The organism is Paraglaciecola sp. L1A13 (assembly GCF_009796745.1).
Classification (GTDB): domain Bacteria; phylum Pseudomonadota; class Gammaproteobacteria; order Enterobacterales; family Alteromonadaceae; genus Paraglaciecola.
In genome coordinates, this window is sequence record NZ_CP047024.1 from 205,353 (window position 1) to 222,917 (window position 17,565).

General features: G+C 41.9%; 16 protein-coding genes. 2 read left to right on the plus strand and 14 right to left on the minus strand.

Annotation, left to right across the window (positions count from 1 at the left end):
* Positions 1-8: 8 nt before the first annotated feature.
* The 4 genes from GQR89_RS00895 to GQR89_RS00910 form a co-directional block, all read right to left on the minus strand.
* On the minus strand, positions 9-839 hold the full coding sequence (locus GQR89_RS00895) for a carbohydrate ABC transporter permease (protein WP_158768312.1): 831 nt from the start codon (positions 837-839) through the stop codon (positions 9-11).
* A gap of 3 nt (positions 840-842) precedes the next feature.
* Positions 843-1,715 (minus strand): carbohydrate ABC transporter permease, encoded by an 873-nt coding sequence (locus GQR89_RS00900; protein ID WP_158768313.1) that lies wholly within the window; start codon positions 1,713-1,715, stop codon positions 843-845.
* Between the two features lie 67 nt (positions 1,716-1,782).
* Positions 1,783-3,090, minus strand: a complete 1,308-nt coding sequence (locus GQR89_RS00905) for a sugar ABC transporter substrate-binding protein (protein WP_158768314.1) — start codon at positions 3,088-3,090, stop codon at positions 1,783-1,785.
* A 118-nt stretch (positions 3,091-3,208) separates the two neighbouring features.
* Positions 3,209-4,492, minus strand: a complete 1,284-nt coding sequence (locus GQR89_RS00910; protein ID WP_370461063.1) for a hypothetical protein — start codon at positions 4,490-4,492, stop codon at positions 3,209-3,211.
* A gap of 730 nt (positions 4,493-5,222) precedes the next feature.
* On the opposite strand from GQR89_RS00910, the gene GQR89_RS00915 reads away from it, so the two are divergent.
* Positions 5,223-7,268, plus strand: coding sequence for an EAL domain-containing protein (locus GQR89_RS00915; protein WP_158768316.1), 2,046 nt, complete (start codon positions 5,223-5,225; stop codon positions 7,266-7,268).
* On the opposite strand, the gene GQR89_RS00920 is transcribed toward GQR89_RS00915, so the two are convergent.
* The 10 genes from GQR89_RS00920 to GQR89_RS00965 all read right to left on the minus strand — a co-directional run bounded on the left by GQR89_RS00920 (position 7,265) and on the right by GQR89_RS00965 (position 16,459).
* Positions 7,265-7,684, minus strand: coding sequence for a hypothetical protein (locus tag GQR89_RS00920; RefSeq protein WP_158768317.1), 420 nt, complete (start codon positions 7,682-7,684; stop codon positions 7,265-7,267). The two genes, GQR89_RS00915 and GQR89_RS00920, sit on opposite strands and share 4 nt — an antisense overlap.
* Entirely contained in the window at positions 7,684-8,883 is a 1,200-nt protein-coding gene (locus GQR89_RS00925; RefSeq protein ID WP_158768318.1) for a hypothetical protein, read from the minus strand. The genes GQR89_RS00920 and GQR89_RS00925 overlap by 1 nt, the downstream gene beginning before the upstream one ends.
* 150 nt (positions 8,884-9,033) lie before the next feature.
* Positions 9,034-9,453, minus strand: a complete 420-nt coding sequence (locus GQR89_RS00930; protein WP_158772084.1) for a hypothetical protein — start codon at positions 9,451-9,453, stop codon at positions 9,034-9,036.
* Positions 9,453-10,652: a hypothetical protein gene (locus tag GQR89_RS00935; protein WP_158768319.1), complete on the minus strand. Its 1,200-nt coding sequence runs from the start codon at positions 10,650-10,652 to the stop codon at positions 9,453-9,455. The genes GQR89_RS00930 and GQR89_RS00935 overlap by 1 nt, the downstream gene beginning before the upstream one ends.
* Positions 10,653-11,014: 362 nt before the next feature.
* Positions 11,015-11,440 carry a hypothetical protein gene (locus tag GQR89_RS00940; protein WP_158768320.1) on the minus strand — a complete coding sequence of 142 codons (426 nt, stop codon included), beginning with the start codon at positions 11,438-11,440 and terminating at the stop codon, positions 11,015-11,017.
* On the minus strand, positions 11,440-12,642 hold the full coding sequence (locus tag GQR89_RS00945) for a hypothetical protein (RefSeq protein WP_158768321.1): 1,203 nt from the start codon (positions 12,640-12,642) through the stop codon (positions 11,440-11,442). Before GQR89_RS00945 ends, GQR89_RS00940 begins: the two co-directional genes overlap by 1 nt.
* Positions 12,643-12,920: 278 nt before the next feature.
* Positions 12,921-13,340: a hypothetical protein gene (locus GQR89_RS00950; protein WP_158768322.1), complete on the minus strand. Its 420-nt coding sequence runs from the start codon at positions 13,338-13,340 to the stop codon at positions 12,921-12,923.
* Positions 13,340-14,542: a hypothetical protein gene (locus GQR89_RS00955; protein WP_158768323.1), complete on the minus strand. Its 1,203-nt coding sequence runs from the start codon at positions 14,540-14,542 to the stop codon at positions 13,340-13,342. The genes GQR89_RS00950 and GQR89_RS00955 overlap by 1 nt, the downstream gene beginning before the upstream one ends.
* Positions 14,543-14,840: 298 nt before the next feature.
* Positions 14,841-15,257: a hypothetical protein gene (locus GQR89_RS00960; protein ID WP_158768324.1), complete on the minus strand. Its 417-nt coding sequence runs from the start codon at positions 15,255-15,257 to the stop codon at positions 14,841-14,843.
* A complete protein-coding gene (locus GQR89_RS00965; RefSeq protein WP_158768325.1) occupies positions 15,257-16,459 on the minus strand; it encodes a porin in 1,203 nt (400 codons plus the stop codon). The genes GQR89_RS00960 and GQR89_RS00965 overlap by 1 nt, the downstream gene beginning before the upstream one ends.
* A gap of 310 nt (positions 16,460-16,769) precedes the next feature.
* On the opposite strand from GQR89_RS00965, the gene GQR89_RS00970 reads away from it, so the two are divergent.
* Positions 16,770-17,534 (plus strand): sulfite exporter TauE/SafE family protein, encoded by a 765-nt coding sequence (locus GQR89_RS00970; protein WP_158768326.1) that lies wholly within the window; start codon positions 16,770-16,772, stop codon positions 17,532-17,534.
* Positions 17,535-17,565 lie beyond the last annotated feature (31 nt).

The window sequence follows — 17,565 nt, forward strand, 5'->3', positions numbered from 1 at the left end:
TAACGCTCCTATTTTACTGCGCCGAAGCTTAATCCGCGCACTAATTGTTTCTGACTAAACCAACCAAGTATAAGTATGGGCACAATGGCCATCACCGATGCTGCTGATAACTTGGCGTAAAATAATCCTTCTGGACTTGAATAACTGGCAATAAATGCCGTTAGCGGCGCTGCATTTGCTGCGGTCAATATAAGCGTCCAAAAAGCCTCATTCCACGCTAAAATAACGTTTAACAGTAGCGTAGAAGCAATACCTGGCAGTGCAAGCGGTAGTAACACATGAAATATCTCTTCACCAATACTGCATCCGTCCATACGTGATGCTTCAAGGATTTCATGTGGGATCTCTCTAAAATAGGTGTAAAGCATCCACACCATTATCGGTAAGTTGACCAGTGTCATAACAATGACCAAGCCCAATTTAGTGTCGAGCAAAGAGAAATCTCTAAACATCAAATAAATAGGGATCAGTACACCGACCGGCGGTAACATTTTGGTCGACAGCATCCACATTAATAAATGTTTAGTGCGTTTAGTTTGCACAAACGCCATGGACCAAGCTGCGGGTATGGCTATGATTAAACCTAGTAAACTAGAACCAATTGAAATCACTACAGAATTCCAAAAATGGTTAAAGTAGGGGGAACGCGCCAGTACGTCTGAATAGTTTTCAAGTGTCCAATCAAACATAAATAGACTGGGGTTGGCTGATATTGCCTCAGCTTCCGTTTTAAAGCTGGTTAGCAAGGTCCATAAAATGGGGAAAAAGATCATTCCACTTATGCCCCAGGCTAAAGCGGTATAAATAATTTTAGATTTATTACTGTTATTCATAGCCATAATTTAGTCCTCCAGGTTTTTGCCAATTAGGCGCATAAGGAAAATAGCGACAATATTTGCAATGATGACTGCGACAATACCTCCCGCTGAGCCTCCGCCAACATCAAATTGAAGTAATGATTGCGTGTAAATCAAGTAGGTAAGATTGGTCGAAGCATAGCCCGGCCCACCACTGGTTGTGACCAATATTTCAGCGAATATCGACAGTAAAAATATGGTTTCGATTAAAATTACGGCTGTTATAGCGCGAGATAAATGCGGCATAACGATATAAATAAATTTACTAAACGGACCGGCACCATCCAAATCCGCGGCTTCCAATTGCTCACGGTCAAGGGACTGAATAGAAGTGAGTAATATTAATGCTGCAAACGGTAGCCACTGCCATGACACAATGATGATAATTGACAACAACGGTATCTGCGCAAAGAAGTCGACGGGTTCGACACCAATCCACATGGCAAAGTGTGCAAATAACCCATTCACCGGATTCATGAGCATATTTTTCCACACTAAAGCAGAAACGGTCGGCATAACAAAGAACGGCGCTAACACCATAATGCGAACGTAATTTCGTCCCCAAATAGCTTGGTCAAGCAAAATGGCCAGGCCAATACCACCACAAATGGTGATAAGCAGTACACCGCCTACGAGCAACAGTGTATTGAAAAAAGAGGCAAAAAAAGCAGGATCTGTGAGAAAGAACTCATAGTTTAGAAAACCAATAAATTCTTCGCTTCCGGGTGTGAGTAGATTGTAATCTAAAAATGAGAAATACAATGTCATGCACAGCGGTACTATCATCCATGCCAACAACAATACGACGGATGGAAATAACATCATTCTAGCTAAGTTACGAGATTGCATCGTCGCCATAATCTAGACCTTCTTCAAGTGAAAACCATGGGTAAGTGACATGCACTTACCCCCCATCAAAAATTAACTATTTTGGATAACGTGCTTTACGCATTGCGCGTTCGACCAAGCGTTGCGAACTAGCCAATGCTTGCTCTACCGTCATCTGCCCAGTCAATGCAGCGGCAAATTGTTGGCCTACGGCAGTACCAATACCCTGAAACTCAGGTATGGCAACAAATTGCACGCCCACATAAGGCACGGGTTGCACGGTTGGATTTTTCGGATCAACTGACTCGATAGACGCCAGAGTTATTTCAGCAAAAGGTGCTGCATTTAGGTATTCAGGATTAGCGTACAAAGATGTACGCGTTCCTGGGGGTACGTTAGCCCAACCTTTTTCTTTTGCGACTAGAGCGAGGTACTCTTTAGATGTTGCCCAGCTAATAAACTTCATGGCTGCTGCGCTTTTTTCGCTGCTAGAAGGTACCGCAAGTGTCCAAGCCCATAACCAGTTTCCACGCTTGCCTAAGCCCATATCCGGTGCCATGGCAAAGCCTACTTTATCGGCGACTTCAGAATCTTTTTCATTGGTCACAAAGGCACCAGCAACAGTGGCATCTATCCACATGCCGCACTTACCTGTTTGAAACAATGCCAAATTTTCATTGAACCCGTTTGAAGATGCGCCAGGAGGGCCAGATTCTGTCATTATGTCAACATAGTATTGCAGGGTGTCTTTCCACTGGGGTGTGTTAAATTGTGGCTTCCAATTTTCATCAAACCAGCGGGCACCAAACGAATTTGACATGGCGGTAATCAACGCAATGTTTTCACCCCAGCCAGCTTTACCTCGCAGGCAGATCCCATATACACCAGCGTCACTATCTGTCATGGCTTTAGCCGCTTTGCGGATAAATTCCCAGCTAGGTTTGGTGGGCATTTCAAGACCTGCTTTTTCGATCAAGTCTTTACGGTACATGACCATTGAGCTTTCACCGTAAAAAGGCGCTGCATATAATTTGTCATTTACCGACAGGCCACTTCTGATAGCGGGAAGTAAGTCTTCTTCATCGTAATCCGCGCCTAAGCCGTCAAGTTCAGTTAACCAACCTTGCTTACCCCAGATAGGCACCTCGTACGTACCAATTGTCATGACGTCATATTGACCGCCCTTAGTGGCAACATCTGTGGTAACGCGTTGGCGTAAAATGTTTTCTTCTAGCGTGACCCACTGAAGGTCAATATCAGGATTTTTCTTTTCAAAATCGCTACTGAGTTCTTTCATGGTGATCATGTCGCCGTTATTTACCGTGGCGATGGTGATGGTTTCAGCGGCAACTGTTGCGCTCATACCTAACGCGACGCAAGTCAGCATAGTCAATTTGTTTAACATCGGGCATTCCCCTTATGTACAAAGTTAGATGTCTCATTCACTCGATAGGTAAATGAGACAGTTGTTATAATTTATATTAGCTTACAATTAGATAAAGCCGACAGAAGTCGGCTGATACCTAAAACTTAACCGAAATTTCAGATGTGATGCCGTCAAACCCAGTACCAATTTGGCCACCTGAGTTAATGCCTTCGTCTTGGTCAACATATTCGATTTTCAAAAGCGTTTTATCGTTAAACCAATAACCTGCTGCTACTTGAAGGCGCTCTACAGTGTTATCTGTTTGGGCGATAAGATCTGAGGTGTTCTCAGCTTCTGCGTAACGCGCGGCTACATAGAATTTGCCAGGGATAACATAATGCTGAGCCTCAACTGTCCAGTACTCAACCGACGTATCGCCTTTGATCACGCTATTTGAATCGAAAGTTGTTCCTGTCGGATCAACCACGCCGTCTATGCCAAAGTAAGTAATACCGGCTACTGCGTTTCCTGCTGTATCTGCGAAGGTAAAATCGTCACTGGATTTACCAATCATAAAAATCAAGCTAGTTTCAGGTGACGGTTGATACGCTAAGTTTAACTGAATGGTTGTTTGGTCAAGCCCTGGCATAACACCCACATGGGTATCACGCTCGCTGCTAGGTGAAGCTGAGAAGTTATAGTTTTCACCATCACCAAAACGATAGTTTGTGGTGGTTAAACCATCAAGGCTTGCTACGCCGTTTTCAAAACGTAACTGATCACCTTGATTTGCTTGTAAGAAATTCAAACCGACTTTAAAGCCACCCGTAAACTCGACGGCACCTTGTAATAGGTAGTTAAAACCTCGGTCTTCTTGAAACGCTTCGCCAAAACTTGAGGTGGTAACATGACCAACAACGTTGAAACTGCGAACCACACCTTCATCGTATGTCTGGGTGTATCGTAATTGCGCGCCATTTTCTGCTGTTGCGTAATCTGTTATTCCATTACCGATAAGGGCATTGCCTTGGTTGTCGGCCCCGTCTTGAAAGCCCTTAAATTGGAAAGGCGAGCCGCCTATATTACCTAAACGAAGCGTTAGGTTGGCGTTTTCACGCTCGTACTCAGTAAGACCAAATAGGTCAAACTCGATACCCGAGTAATCATTGTGGAATGAGAAATCACGGTCACCGTTGTTACCGAAATCATTTGGCTCTTCAGCGATGTCGATATCGGCTGAGATGAATTCAGTGATGTGGAACTTAAGCATTAGGTTGGCTCTGATACGGCCAAAGCCAGATGACTGTTCTTCGTCCACCGGACGAAATGCCCCTTCTTTGGCTTGTATTGCTTGGTAGTTTTGCATTGCGAGGAAGTTAACCTCAGCACGTCCATCAAGAAACTCTGCAGCTTGTAGGTATGAAGGAGCAGACGCAGCCATAACGGCTGCAGCGACTACGCCTAATTTAGTTATGCGTTGAATGTTAGGGGTATGAAGTTCTGTTCTGGCGGCTGACAAAGCTAGTGTTTTTCGTATGTTTTTTAACATAATAGAGTCCTATTAAAGTAAGTTTTGTGTGTGGTAGTAAAGATTTCAATGGAAATCATCTAACGCCGATACATCCTTTAACCGCCATTAGAACTCGGGGCATACGCCCAAACTCTGATTTAACGTCTTTAATGTGAGTATGTGCCCGCTTGATGAGCATATTCCCTTAACTCTTTAACATCGTCAACTGTTTTCGCTTACAAAAAGTTCACATTTATAGCAAATAAAAATTAAATTCAATAAATTCAACTATTTATATTTGTTATAAATGTTGCGAAAATGTGTATTTACGTTGCATTTAGTGAGTTTAGTTCAATTGAAGAGGTTTGCTTGGGTAAAAATAAGGGGCGTGAATAACAAGCCTCGATTATTTTTAACTTTGCACAGCGCTTTGCAGCGATGTATTTTTGAAGAATAAGAAAGGTAAATTTAATTTCAAAAGTTAACCATTTGATTAATATCGCAAGTTGGCGATAATCACTACACTATAACGAGATTAACGTTTCCATTTTTTCTAGTTGTTCAGATAGTGTAAGACTTATAATGAATTGATAAGTCAAACCAAACTGTACATATTGTCGTTAGTAGCGAGTCGAAAATTGGTGTAATAAAGGATTGATACATGCTGTTTAGAACAATCAAGAACACCACAACTACCCTTACCGTTGTTGCTATTTTTTTAGTCTGTGCGGCAGTTTTGGTGTCTTCTGTTGAGGAATACGAGAAGTTGTATCTGGAATCGACACGAGGTGATCTTGAAGGTTTATCTGAAAATTTAGCGAACGATCTTGTTTCTCTTATTACTACAGAGCCCGACACGTTTGAAGTGACGGCGACTTTATTACGTCTAGACCGCTACGAGAATGTGAAATATGCCGTAGTATATGACAGTCACTGGCAGCGTCTAAATATGTATTTCGGCCCTTTATTCACGCCTAGTGCTTCCGAAATTAATATCGACCTCGATAGGCTTAAGTTAAGTCCCTTAGGAGTAAGGGTGAAAGACGGTGAGCTTATTGCCTTAAAGTTAGTGGGCGATGCTCGTTTACCACTTGGTTATTTACTGATTGTTAACGATGCTGTAGGCCCGCTTAACAAAAGTAAACTCACGCTATTAAAACGCGTTTTACCTCTCGTGTTGTTGGTTCTTTTTGTAGCAATTGTGGGTTCATTGTTTATTCAACGACAATTGTTTTTGCCTCTTAGCCGGTTATCTCGTTTCGCCCAAAAAATTCAAGAAACCCATGACTATTCATTGCGAATTAATATCGATGGCAAGCAAGAAGTGACAGAATTAAGCCGAGATATCAACAGTATGATGGAAACCATCAATTGCGAAACCCAGAAGAACAGTCAGTATACAGATCAGCTCAAAGAGCAACAGAAAGCCATGGAGCGCCTCGCTAATTTTGATGGGTTAACCGGCTTGCCCAATCGCCAATTTTTTATGGAAACCCTCAGGCTAGAGCTAGCCAAAGCCAAGCGAGATGAACGTAACTTGGTTTTAATGTACTTCGATTTAGATGGATTTAAAGGTGTTAACGATGCATTTGGTCACGAAGTCGGTGACTTATTGTTAATGGAGGTTTGCCGACGCACTAAATCCATTTTACGCGACGGCGACCTTATTTCACGTCTAGGTGGTGACGAATTTCTGATTCTTTTGCACAACGAGCCGAATGAATTAGAGCTATTTGAAATAGCCGAACGGTTAGTTAATGGGTTGAACGTGCCATTTGCCATCCAGACTTGGGAGGTGCAAATTGGTGTCAGCATCGGCATCGCTCGCGCCAGTGATTCGAATTTCAACGTGAGCGAGTTTATTAGCAATGCAGATATTGCCATGTACCGCTCTAAAATGGCCGGTCGCAGCACGCATACCGTTTTTGTGCCCGACATGATGGAAGATAACAAGCGTCGCTTACTTATTGCTAACTCGATTTCCAATGCGATTAAGCACAATGAGTTTAGTGTTCACTATCAAGGTAAAGTGTCCGCTGATGAAGTTATAGTAGGCTACGAAGCCCTGATCCGTTGGAATAGCGAATCCATGGGCACGGTGTCGCCAGCTGAATTTATTCCCATTGCTGAGCAGAGCGGAAAAATTCTCTCTATCACCAAATGGGTGATTAAAAAAGTCTGTCAAGAGCTGGATCAATTACTGGCTATACATCCGGGGGAGATAGTCGTGTCGGTAAATTTATCTGCTCACGATATTAAAAATACCTTATTGATTGATTACATTCGTTCTATGTTCGTGCGTTATAACGTACAAACCTCCCATATTGAGTTTGAAGTAACAGAATCGGCATATTTAGAAAACTTTGATATAGCGAATGAGTTTTTGAAGCAAATACGCGATATGGGCTGCTCAATCGCCCTTGATGACTTTGGGGCAGGGTATTCGTCTTTAGGATATTTAACACAAATTCATCTCAATACGCTGAAAATCGATAAACAATTTGTCGATAACCTGAATGTTTCAAAACGCAGCACGCTGGTCACCAAAACGATCATCGAAATGGCCAAGCAATTGAACTTACAAATTTGTGCAGAAGGGGTAGAGACCCGTGAACAAGCAGATTTTTTAATTGCTAACGGTTGCCATCAGCTGCAAGGTTACTTATTTGCTAAACCTATGAGCTTGCTGGCATTGCTTAAACACTAAGGAGCAGTATACACCACCGTTAACTCTTCAGGAATTGAAATACCAGCAGGTAAATACCCCACCGCACCTGCAGTATTCTTGAGGTATTCCAGCATTAATTGCTCATTGTTGACTTCCTGAGGGGCTTTTTTACGCCCAGTGAAGCGCATCTGTGCCCAGTAGGACTGAATACGTGATTCAGTTAGCCCAACGACCTTGGTGTTGAACAAGATGCGTGTGTGGTTTTCAAGAGGTAACGCAACTGCCTTAAAATCATGGCCTAGTGCGCCGCCCATAAATAAATTACGCACTTCGTGCCGGCTTAAAGTAATCGTTTTATCTTGAGTGTTCGCGACAACAATAATAGGACTATTCGCCCAACAAAAATGACAAAACAATGTAAGCGTTAAAACTATTGGGCGTAGATTGATATTCATCAAAATACCCACTCCAAAGCAACTTGATACAACATCGCTTTACCGTCAAAGCCACCCTTTATATTGTTAAACAGGTCTTGATTTCCCTCTCTTTGTTTTAAAAGAGTCGCTTCCGCTTTAAGGGCTACATTTTCTTTCCAATCCCAACGAGCCCCAGCTGTATAACTGACGCTGCTATTGTCGCCTACTTGACTGAATACTTGTTGATAACCATACGCGAGTTGATCCAATTGGGCATTTACGCCTAAGGGAATTTCAGCGCTCGGTTTACTGTAGCGATTAGTGTCTCTTGAAAAAGATACATACACAGATATTGGATAGAAATTCATGCCGCCAGATATGAAATAAGCGCTTGTATCGGGCGCTAAAAATAACTCGGTATTTATCTGCATCATCTCAGTTTGAAAGAAATAGTCTAGGTCTTCGTAAAATGCGCTAACTTGAGAGAATTTACCCTTTCCTGACATTGACAGAGAATCAGCACTTTGAACAAAACCAGACATTCTTAAAAGTGATGTAAAGTCAGTTAATTCTTGGCGTATTATATCCACGTCGCCACCGTGGTGAGAGGCTCTAAATGTCCAGCCCTTATAACCTAGAGTGCCAACAATGCCGTACAAATCTTGAATATCAGTGGTAAAAGATTCACCGTCGACCATAAACGTTTTATCAATGCCGCCTGTATAGGCCTCAATCGATAAAGACACATTCCGCCCAACGTAATCATATTGACCATGTAATCCATCATAATTTGGAAATAGGAATTGGCGATAAACCTGTTGTGGTAACGAGACCCAGTTATAAGCAAAGCCTACATCTGAAAAATCACTGTAGCTGTACATCGGTGTACGCTGCCGACCGAGTTTAAACCTTAATGATTTAGTTGGTGTATACGTAACATAAAGCCATTCGATACCGGAATCTGAGTCACCACCCGTACGGCCTATAACTTGAGCCGTAGCTGAAAAACGATCGGTGAGTTGATAGTCTGCTTGCAAACCTAAAAGCGATTGCTCTCCTAGGCTGATTTCATTCTCGTAGCCGATAAAGTTAGCATTATCTTCATCAAGATAACCTGCCACCACTCTGGCGAATCCAGAAAGCGCTAGTTTGTCTTCGGTCTGCGCATGCAATATTTCCACGCGGCTAAAAAGCAACACACCACAGACGAAAATTAAATTCCCAATTTGCTTTTTCATACTCTAAATGATGACTTTTCCAATCTAATTAAAATTCAACGCCCACTATTCAAACTACCTTAGGCTGATTCAGTGGCAAATAATCTCACTATTGAAGTGTTTTATGGCTATTTTTCAATCACTTTTCAAATTTTCATTTTTGCCAAGGCTTTATAAACCGGTGTAAATTACAGTTAATTCGTCAGGCAGAGATACACCCGCAGGCAAATAACCCACAGACCCTTCGTTATCTTTTATGTATTGGATTACTAAGCGCTCAGTATCCACTTCTTTAGGGGCCTTTTTACGACCGGTAAAGCGCATTTGTGCCCAATACGATTGAATGCGAGACTCGGTTAAGCCAATAACCTTAGTGTTAAATAATACTCGAGTTTGGTTTTCAGGCGGCAAAGCAATCACGTGTAAGCCATAGTGCTGTGCCCCGCCCATAAATAAATGGCGCACTTCCTGGCGATTTAAAAGTATTGATCTGTCTTGGGTATTGGCAACAACAGTGATAGCGTCATTTGCAAAGCAAATATTACCAGTTAGGTTAAATATGGTGCCAATCAGCAATAAAGAGGTTTTAATCAAAACACCCACTCCAATGCTAATAAATATAACAGGGCCTTTCTATCAAAATCAGCATCATCAAAAGTAAAGAACGCGTTGTCATCGGCTTTACCTCTTATTAAGCTTACTTCGCCTTTTAAGGCTAATCCCGCTTGTAAATCCCATCGGGTACCAAGGGTAAAAGCTTCTGAGCTATCAACGGGCAATTGATCAAATATGGCGAGGTAACCATAGGCTAGTTGATCCAGTTGTGGACTCAGACCGATGGGAATATCACTGGCAGGTTGCTCATACTCGGTGACATTTTTTGAGTAAGAAATATAAGACGTAAAGGGAAAGTAATTATATCCGGTGGAGATGAAATAACCGTCGGTTTCGGGCACAAAAACAAGATCAGCGTGTATGTGGTTTAACTCAGCCCGGACGAAGTAATTTAGGGTTTCATAACTTGCGCTTAATTGAAACACTTCTGTTGTACCATCCGTTGCCAGGGACTCTGCACTTTCGCTAAAACCAATCTGACTAAGAAGGTTACTGAATTGTGTTATATCGTCAATTTCAACACTCGTTTTACCTTGATGATACGAGCCTCTAAACGTCCAATTGTTAACGTGAATAGTATTGATTAAACCGTGAAAATCGTCCGTTTTTGCCTTCATCTGACGCTCTGCTATGACGACGTCATCTTCAAAATAGCCCCAATAACCTTCGATATCCATCACAAATAGGCTGTTAGATATCTCATAATTCGCCATCAAGCCGTCAAATGTAGAAAAGAAGTGTCGAGGATAAGTTTGTTGCGGCAAGGTAGCCCAAGGGTAGGCATACCCCACATCAATTACATCGCTATAATTTAGAAAGGGGGTACGTTGTCTGCCTAGCTTAAACCTCAGTGAATTTGTGGGGGTATACGTTAAATATAACCACTCGATGCCTGAGTCTCGTTGCTCAGCCGTATGCCCAATAAGTTGCCCGGTAATGGCAAGGTTATCTAAAATCTGATAGTCAGCTTGCAAGCCGATAAGGCTTTCTTTGTCGACGCTGATTGAATTATCATAACCAAGGTATTCGGCATCCTTATCGTCAAGATAGCCCATTACTACCCGAGCAAAACCAGAAAGTTGAAGCTTATCATTGGTTTCAGCATAAAGTGAGGGAGTAAAAAAAAGCCAGACTAAACTGCTTACCAACAACAAATAAGGAATGCGATACGTCATATTTTAAATAGGTCTGCTTTTTGTATGGTTAAAAAAATTCTTACTAATGAAAATACTATAGCCCAATCGAGTGTCAAAGTTTTTTGCTCAAAACTAGACTAATTTACAAGTATTTTTAGCATTTAACTGGGTAAGTAGTAAGGCTAAAACACCCTGTATTTTTGCTTGGTAATTGAACGACTGATATCAATTTTGAATACATTTACCAAACTTGTTGTTGTGCTTAAAAAATAGCGCAATTACGTTAGCTAAGCTAAATGCTTTAAAAAACTATTTTGCGCTATGTTACTTTTTTAGAAGGCTCATACTACGGACCGCAACATTTCATATCGACAATCTAACGGTGTGTTCTGCGCGTTTATTTATTCAAGAGAAATGGAATAAATAACCGTTAAATTATCAGGTATAGCAGTGCCTTCAGGTAGGTAGCCTACCGCGCCCACATTATTTTCGATATATTCCAGAACTGAGCTTTCGCTATCCATTTCTTTTGGTGCTCTTTTACGACCGGTAAAGCGCATTTGTGCCCAATATGACTGAATACGTGACTCTGTTAAGCCCACCACTTTGGTGTTGAATAAAACGCGCGTTTGATTATCAGAGGGCAGCGAAATAGCTTCTAATTCGTAGGGCACAGCCCCTCCCATAAATAGATTTCGTACTTGTTGGCGATTGAGTTTAATCGATTTATCTGCTGTATTTGCCACTACAATAACGCCCGTAGAAGCACTCACGTCGTGTATAAAAATTAGGCAAGAAAAAATAAATAAAATAAGATATTTTGTCATTAAAATACCCAATCTATCCCCAGCTGATACAAAACAGCTCGGCCGTCAAAGTTACCTAAATCCTGTAAGGCGGAATCATTACTGACCTTGCTATCAGCTCTGACTAAGGTTACTTCTGCTTTCAGGGCAACATTAGACCGCCAGTCCCAGCGAATACCGATTTTGCTTCCATTGGTTTTTTCATCGAGGAATTGGGATAAAACAAAATCGTACGTCGCGGCAAGTACATCCAGCTGGTCTGACACCCCATAAGGGATTTCATTTGGAATGTGCCTAAATTCAACATCCCTCGTACTATAGGAAATATAAGCGGTGTAAGGGTAGAAATTATAACCTGCGGTAATATAGTAGCTGTTAACATCAGGTATTAGGCCACTTTTACCAACGATTTTAACCGCTTCGCTACGCACAAAATAATCTAAATCTTCGTAGTTAGCGCTTAATTGATAAAACTGTAGGGGCCCATCTGGATTCAACCAATTTGCATTGTTGCTGAAGCCGAATTGGTCTAAAAGCTCTGCCAGCTGAGTGGCTTCTGGCAACTCCAGCTGCACATCCCCTTGATTATATGACGCTCTAAGGGATAAATGCTTATATACTAAAGTTGTGCTGAGGCCAAATAAGCCAGTTACTTTGGTATCAATGGTACGACTACCAGAATAAAATTCGTCGTCGAAATAACCCCAATAACCTTCGTAACTAATCACCCAATCGTCGAGCGAAAACTCGTAGTTGGCTAACACACCTTCGAATGTTGAAAAGAAAGCCGTGTCGTAGAACTGTTGGGGCAAGGTTAACCACGGATAAGCAAAACCGACATCTAGGCTATCGCTATAATTGAAAAAAGGAACACGTTGTTTACCGAGTTTAATTTGTAAACTATTGTTGGGTTTATAAGTAAGGTAAAGCCACTCTAAACCTGAAGCGCGCTGGGTTGCGGTATGTCCTACTACTTGGCCGGTAACAGAAAAATCTTGATTGAACTGGTAATCTGCTTGCAACCCTAACAATGACTGATGGTCAAAGCTAACACTGTTGTCGTATTCCACATACTCAGCGTTTTTATCATCTAAATAGCCCATGATCACGCGCGCAAACCCTGAGAACTCGAGTTTATCTTCATCTTCCGCCTGTACTGCATGTATACAGCTGAGCAAAATAATGCAACTCGCTGATATAAGAGGAAATATTCGTCTGATCATGTTTTCAATCCATTTGAATTTTTCTGGGTAAATACGTGCCCAATAAACAAACTACTCTGGCAAGAGTTATCATTATCTTCTGACTCCTGTAGTAGTTTGCAGGATGATGGCAGAGATAGTTCGATTGGGGCACAACAGGTAATATCGGCTGTAATCTTATTATCTGTAACACCCAAGCGAAGGTATTTTTAAGGCACACTCATTTGTTAACTTACGTTGCTTATCGAAATGGTTGTGTCGACAAACACACTACGCGTATTCAGTGTCATTAACTACCCTTATTGTATGGTATAGACCACCGTCAAACTGTCAGGTACAGAGATACCCGCAGGCAAATAACCGACAGCACCTTCATTGTTTTTAAGGTATTCCAGAACTAAGTTTTCGCTATCCATTTCTTTCGGTGCTCTTTTACGACCAGTAAAGCGCATTTGTGCCCAATATGATTGAATGCGTGATTCTGTTAAGCCCACCACTTTGGTGTTGAATAAAACACGCGTTTGATTATCAGAGGGCAGCGAAATCGCCTCTAATTCGTAGGGCACAGCCCCTCCCATAAATAGATTTCGCACTTGTTGGCGATTGAGTTTAATTGATTTGTCAGCTGTATTTGCCACCACAATAATGCCCTCAGAAGCACTCGCGTTGTATACAAAACTCAGGGAAGAGAAAATAAATAAAATAAGATATTTTGCCATTAAAATACCCAATCTATCCCCAGCTGATACAAAACAGCTCGGCCGTCAAAGTTACCTAAATCCTGTAAGGCGGAATCATTACTGACCTTGCTATCAGCCCTGACTAAGGTTATTTCTGCTTTCAGAGCGACATTAGATCGCCAGTCCCAGCGAATACCGATTTTGCTTCCATTAGTTTTTTCATCGAGGAATTGGGATAAAGCGAGATCATACGTCGCGGCAAGTACATCCAGCTGATCCGACACCCCGTAAGGGATTTCGTTTGGAATGTGCCTATATTTAACATCCCTTACACTATAGGAGATGTAAGCCGTGTAAGGGTAGAAATTATAACCTGCGGAAATGTAGTAACTGTTGACATCAGGTATCAGACCACTTTCACCGGCTATTTTAGCCGCTTCACTACGCACAAAATAATCTAGATCTTCGTAATTGGCGCTTAATTGATAAAACTGAAAGGGCCCATTTGGGTTCAACCAATTTGCATTGTTGCTAAAGCCTAATTGGTCTAATAGCTCAGAAAGTTGACTGGCTTCTGGAAAACCCAGCTGTACATCCCCTTGATTATATGACGCTCTGAGAGATAAATGCTTATAGCCCAAAGTCGTGCTGATACCATAAAGTCCGGTGGCTTTGATATCAATCGTACGACTACCAGAGTAAAACTGGTCGTTATAATAACCCCAATATCCTTCGTAATTAATCACCCAGTCGTCGAGCGAAAACTCGTAGTTGGCTAACACACCTTCGAATGTTGAAAAGAAAGCCGTGTCGTAAAACTGTTGGGGCAACGTTAACCACGGGTAGGCAAAACCGACATCTAGGCTGTCGCTGTAATTGAAAAACGGAATACGCTGTTTACCGAGTTTAACTTGAAAAGAATTGTTGGGTTTATAGGTAAGGTAAAGCCATTCTAAACCCGAATCGCGCTGGGATCCTGTGTGCCCGACCAATTGGCCAGTAAAAGAAAAATCTTCATTCAACTGGTAATCTGCTTGCAGCCCCAATAATGACTGTTGGTCAAAACTAACGCTATTGTCGTAACCAACATACTCAACATTTTTGTCATCCAAATAGCCCATGATCACGCGCGCAAACCCTGAGAACTGGAGTTTATCTTCATCCTCTGCATGTACTGCAGGTGCCCAGCTCAGCAAAATAATGCAACTTGCTGATATAAGATGAAATACTCGTCTGATCATGCTTTTAATCCGTTTGACTTTTTCAGGGTAAATACGTGCTTAATAAACAAACTGCTATGACAATAGGGCCATTCGCTTCTGACTACTTACTGTCGCTTATCATATAATTACCGACATATTCCTATTGAAGTGCCAAAGGTAATATCGGCCAAAATCTTATTATCTGTAACCTCATGGGTAGGAATGTTTAAAGAACGCTGATTTGTTAGCTTAGCTAGCTTTTTGCAATGGTTATGTCATTAAACCGAACTACGTATATATTGAAGTAGCACACGGTCTGTAGGGTGATTAATTGGCCTTATTTTATGGTGTAAATCACAGTTAAGTTAGCAGGAATAGAGATCCCCGCAGGTAAATAACCCACAGCACCTTCGTTGTTTTTAAGATATTCCAGAACCGAGCTTTCGTTATCGATTTCTTTGGGCTCTCTTTTACGACCAGTAAAGCGCATTTGCGCCCAATATGACTGAATGCGTGATTCTGTTAAGCCAACAACTTTAGTGTTAAACAATACCCGAGTCTGATTTTTAGGAGGCAGGGCAACCGCTTGTAAGTCATAGGGTATTACGCCACCCATAAAGAGGTTACGCACTTGCTGACGATTGAGTTGAATGGATTTATCTGCGGTATTCGCCAACACGACAATGGCCTCTGCAGACCCTATCTTTGCAAAGCTAATTGAACATAAAATGAGTAGGGTAAGATATTTTTTCATTAAAATACCCATTCAATGCCAAGCTGATATAAAACGGCCTGACCATCAAAATTGCCTAAGTCTCTTACGGCATAATCATTACTGATGGTATCCTTGGCTTGAACAAAGGTCATTTCAGCTTTAAATGCTAAGTTGGTACGCCAATCCCATCGTAAACCAAGCTTTGTACCGGCTGATTTATCATCAGGGAAGGCTGCGAGTACCCCAAGATAAGTTGCTGCGAGTACATCTAAATCAGTCGAAATTCCAAAGGGTATTTCACTGGCTATATGGTCAAAATGAAGATCTTTTTTACTGTACGAGATATAAACTGTGTAGGGGTAGAAGTTATACCCTGCGGAGATATAAAAACTATTAATATCTGCGAATAAACCACCTTCACCTTTCACCATTGCAAACTCACTACGCACGAAATAATCTAAATCTTCATAGTTTGCACTTAATTGATAAAACTGCAGTAATCCATTCGCGTTCAGCCAATCAGCATTTTTAGTAAACCCAAATTGACGTAGCAATTGACTAAATTGTTCAACTTCATCCTGTTCAATATCAATATCGCCTTGACCATAAGATGCCCTCAAAATGAAATTCTTATATCCCACGGAAGCATTCACACCAAAGAGACCAATTACTTGGGTATTAATATTCTGACTAGCCAAATATATTTTGTCGTCGAACCGGCCCCAGTAGCCTTCGTAGTTAATAACCCAGTCGCTAATAGCAAATTCGTAGCTGGCTAATGCACCATCGAACGTAGAAAAGAAAGCTGTATCGTAAACCTGTTGCGGTAGGGTCAACCAAGGATAAGCAAAGCCAATATCAAGGCTGTCACTGTAGGTGAAAAAAGGAATTCGTTGTCTGCCAAGCTTAACTTGCAGTGCGCTGTCGGGGCTGTAAGTCAGGTATAACCATTCTAGCCCAGAATTACGCTGGTCACTCGCATACCCCACAACTTGGCCTGTAACAGAAAAATCGTCGCTTAATCTATAGTCCGCTTGTAAACCCAATAGCGACTGTTGATTAAGGTTAACGCTGTTGTCGTAGCCGACATACTCGGCGTTTTCATCATCAAGGTAACCCATAATGACCCGAGCAAAGCCTGAGAACTTTAGTTTATCCTCGGTTTCAGCGCTAAGTGTGGTTGCCCAGCTAAGCGTGAGCAAACAGAATGCTGAGATAAAAAGCGAAAATCGGTGGGTCATATTTGAATAGGGCTATTATTTGTGTGGTTAAAAAATTCTTATATAACAAAATACTATAAGTATGGGATGTGTCAATCGCTTTTGAGTTTAATGCCTGTATTCAAGCCTGTTATAGCGAATCCACCGGTAAAAGTAGTATCCATATAGCACGAGTTAATCGAGGCTCATTAATGGGTCAGTACCTTAATTGAGCTTAATGCGTGTTAGTTTTGGCTACCTTTTTAAGTTGGGTTTACCAGCAAGCTAGTTTGAATGGCAGGGCGGCATCACGCTATGATGCAACACCCTTATTTAATTGTATGTTGCCACTTTGGACTTTTTCAGCAGTGAATTCATAACCCCTCTACTGAGCCTATTCCTAATCGTCTTGGCGGGTTTTACGTCCTTTTTGACCGCCGCTTTAGGGGCCGGTGGAGGTTTATTATTGTTGGTCGCGATGGCGTCTTTTATACCCATGGCCGCTGTAATACCGGTACATGGCTTGGTGCAGCTAGGCTCTAATGCCAATCGTATGCTACTGACCTACCAATATATCGATAAAAGCATGCTGCTCTATTTCATCGCTGGTGGCCTTATTGGTGCATTAGCGGCATCGTTTGTGGTCAGTGATTTACCTTTGGATTGGATGAAGCTCGCTGTGGGCGGGTTTGTCCTATTTTTGCTGTGGGGCCAGAAACCAAAAATAAAAGAATCAAGCCCCTTGGGTAAAGCCCTAGCAGGTTTGATAACCACATTTTTATCTATGTTTGTCGGTGCAAGCGGGCCATTGGTCGGCAGCTACTTACACAGTAAAGGCTACGACAAAATGCGTTTTACCGGCACATTCTCAGCAAGCATGACCATGCAACATTCATTGAAAGCGCTGGTGTACGGCGCAGCGGGTTTTGCCTTTTGGCAATGGTTGCCTTTGGTGATTGCCATGATTGCTTCTGGCGCAGTTGGCACCTGGCTAGGGCTGAAGCTTTTACATAAAATCCCCGCCGAAAAGTTTCAGCGCGCAGTGCAGATAGTCCTATCGCTGTTATCTATAAACCTTATGTGGCAGGCGATAGAGGTGCTTTTTTTCCAAGTCTAATGCTCGCGCAATATAAAAAGCCCTTTGCCAA

Excerpts from the sequence above, each read along its gene's own strand:
- GQR89_RS00895 (WP_158768312.1), bottom strand. The coding sequence starts at position 839 with ATGGCTATGAATAACAGTAATAAATCTAAAATTATTTATACCGCTTTA.
- GQR89_RS00900 (WP_158768313.1), bottom strand. The coding sequence starts at position 1,715 with ATGGCGACGATGCAATCTCGTAACTTAGCTAGAATGATGTTATTTCCA.
- GQR89_RS00905 (WP_158768314.1), bottom strand. The coding sequence starts at position 3,090 with ATGTTAAACAAATTGACTATGCTGACTTGCGTCGCGTTAGGTATGAGC.
- GQR89_RS00910 (WP_370461063.1), bottom strand. The coding sequence starts at position 4,492 with ATGGCTGCGTCTGCTCCTTCATACCTACAAGCTGCAGAGTTTCTTGAT.
- GQR89_RS00915 (WP_158768316.1), top strand. The coding sequence starts at position 5,223 with ATGCTGTTTAGAACAATCAAGAACACCACAACTACCCTTACCGTTGTT.
- GQR89_RS00920 (WP_158768317.1), bottom strand. The coding sequence starts at position 7,684 with ATGAATATCAATCTACGCCCAATAGTTTTAACGCTTACATTGTTTTGT.
- GQR89_RS00925 (WP_158768318.1), bottom strand. The coding sequence starts at position 8,883 with ATGAAAAAGCAAATTGGGAATTTAATTTTCGTCTGTGGTGTGTTGCTT.
- GQR89_RS00935 (WP_158768319.1), bottom strand. The coding sequence starts at position 10,652 with ATGACGTATCGCATTCCTTATTTGTTGTTGGTAAGCAGTTTAGTCTGG.
- GQR89_RS00940 (WP_158768320.1), bottom strand. The coding sequence starts at position 11,440 with ATGACAAAATATCTTATTTTATTTATTTTTTCTTGCCTAATTTTTATA.
- GQR89_RS00945 (WP_158768321.1), bottom strand. The coding sequence starts at position 12,642 with ATGATCAGACGAATATTTCCTCTTATATCAGCGAGTTGCATTATTTTG.
- GQR89_RS00950 (WP_158768322.1), bottom strand. The coding sequence starts at position 13,340 with ATGGCAAAATATCTTATTTTATTTATTTTCTCTTCCCTGAGTTTTGTA.
- GQR89_RS00955 (WP_158768323.1), bottom strand. The coding sequence starts at position 14,542 with ATGATCAGACGAGTATTTCATCTTATATCAGCAAGTTGCATTATTTTG.
- GQR89_RS00960 (WP_158768324.1), bottom strand. The coding sequence starts at position 15,257 with ATGAAAAAATATCTTACCCTACTCATTTTATGTTCAATTAGCTTTGCA.
- GQR89_RS00965 (WP_158768325.1), bottom strand. The coding sequence starts at position 16,459 with ATGACCCACCGATTTTCGCTTTTTATCTCAGCATTCTGTTTGCTCACG.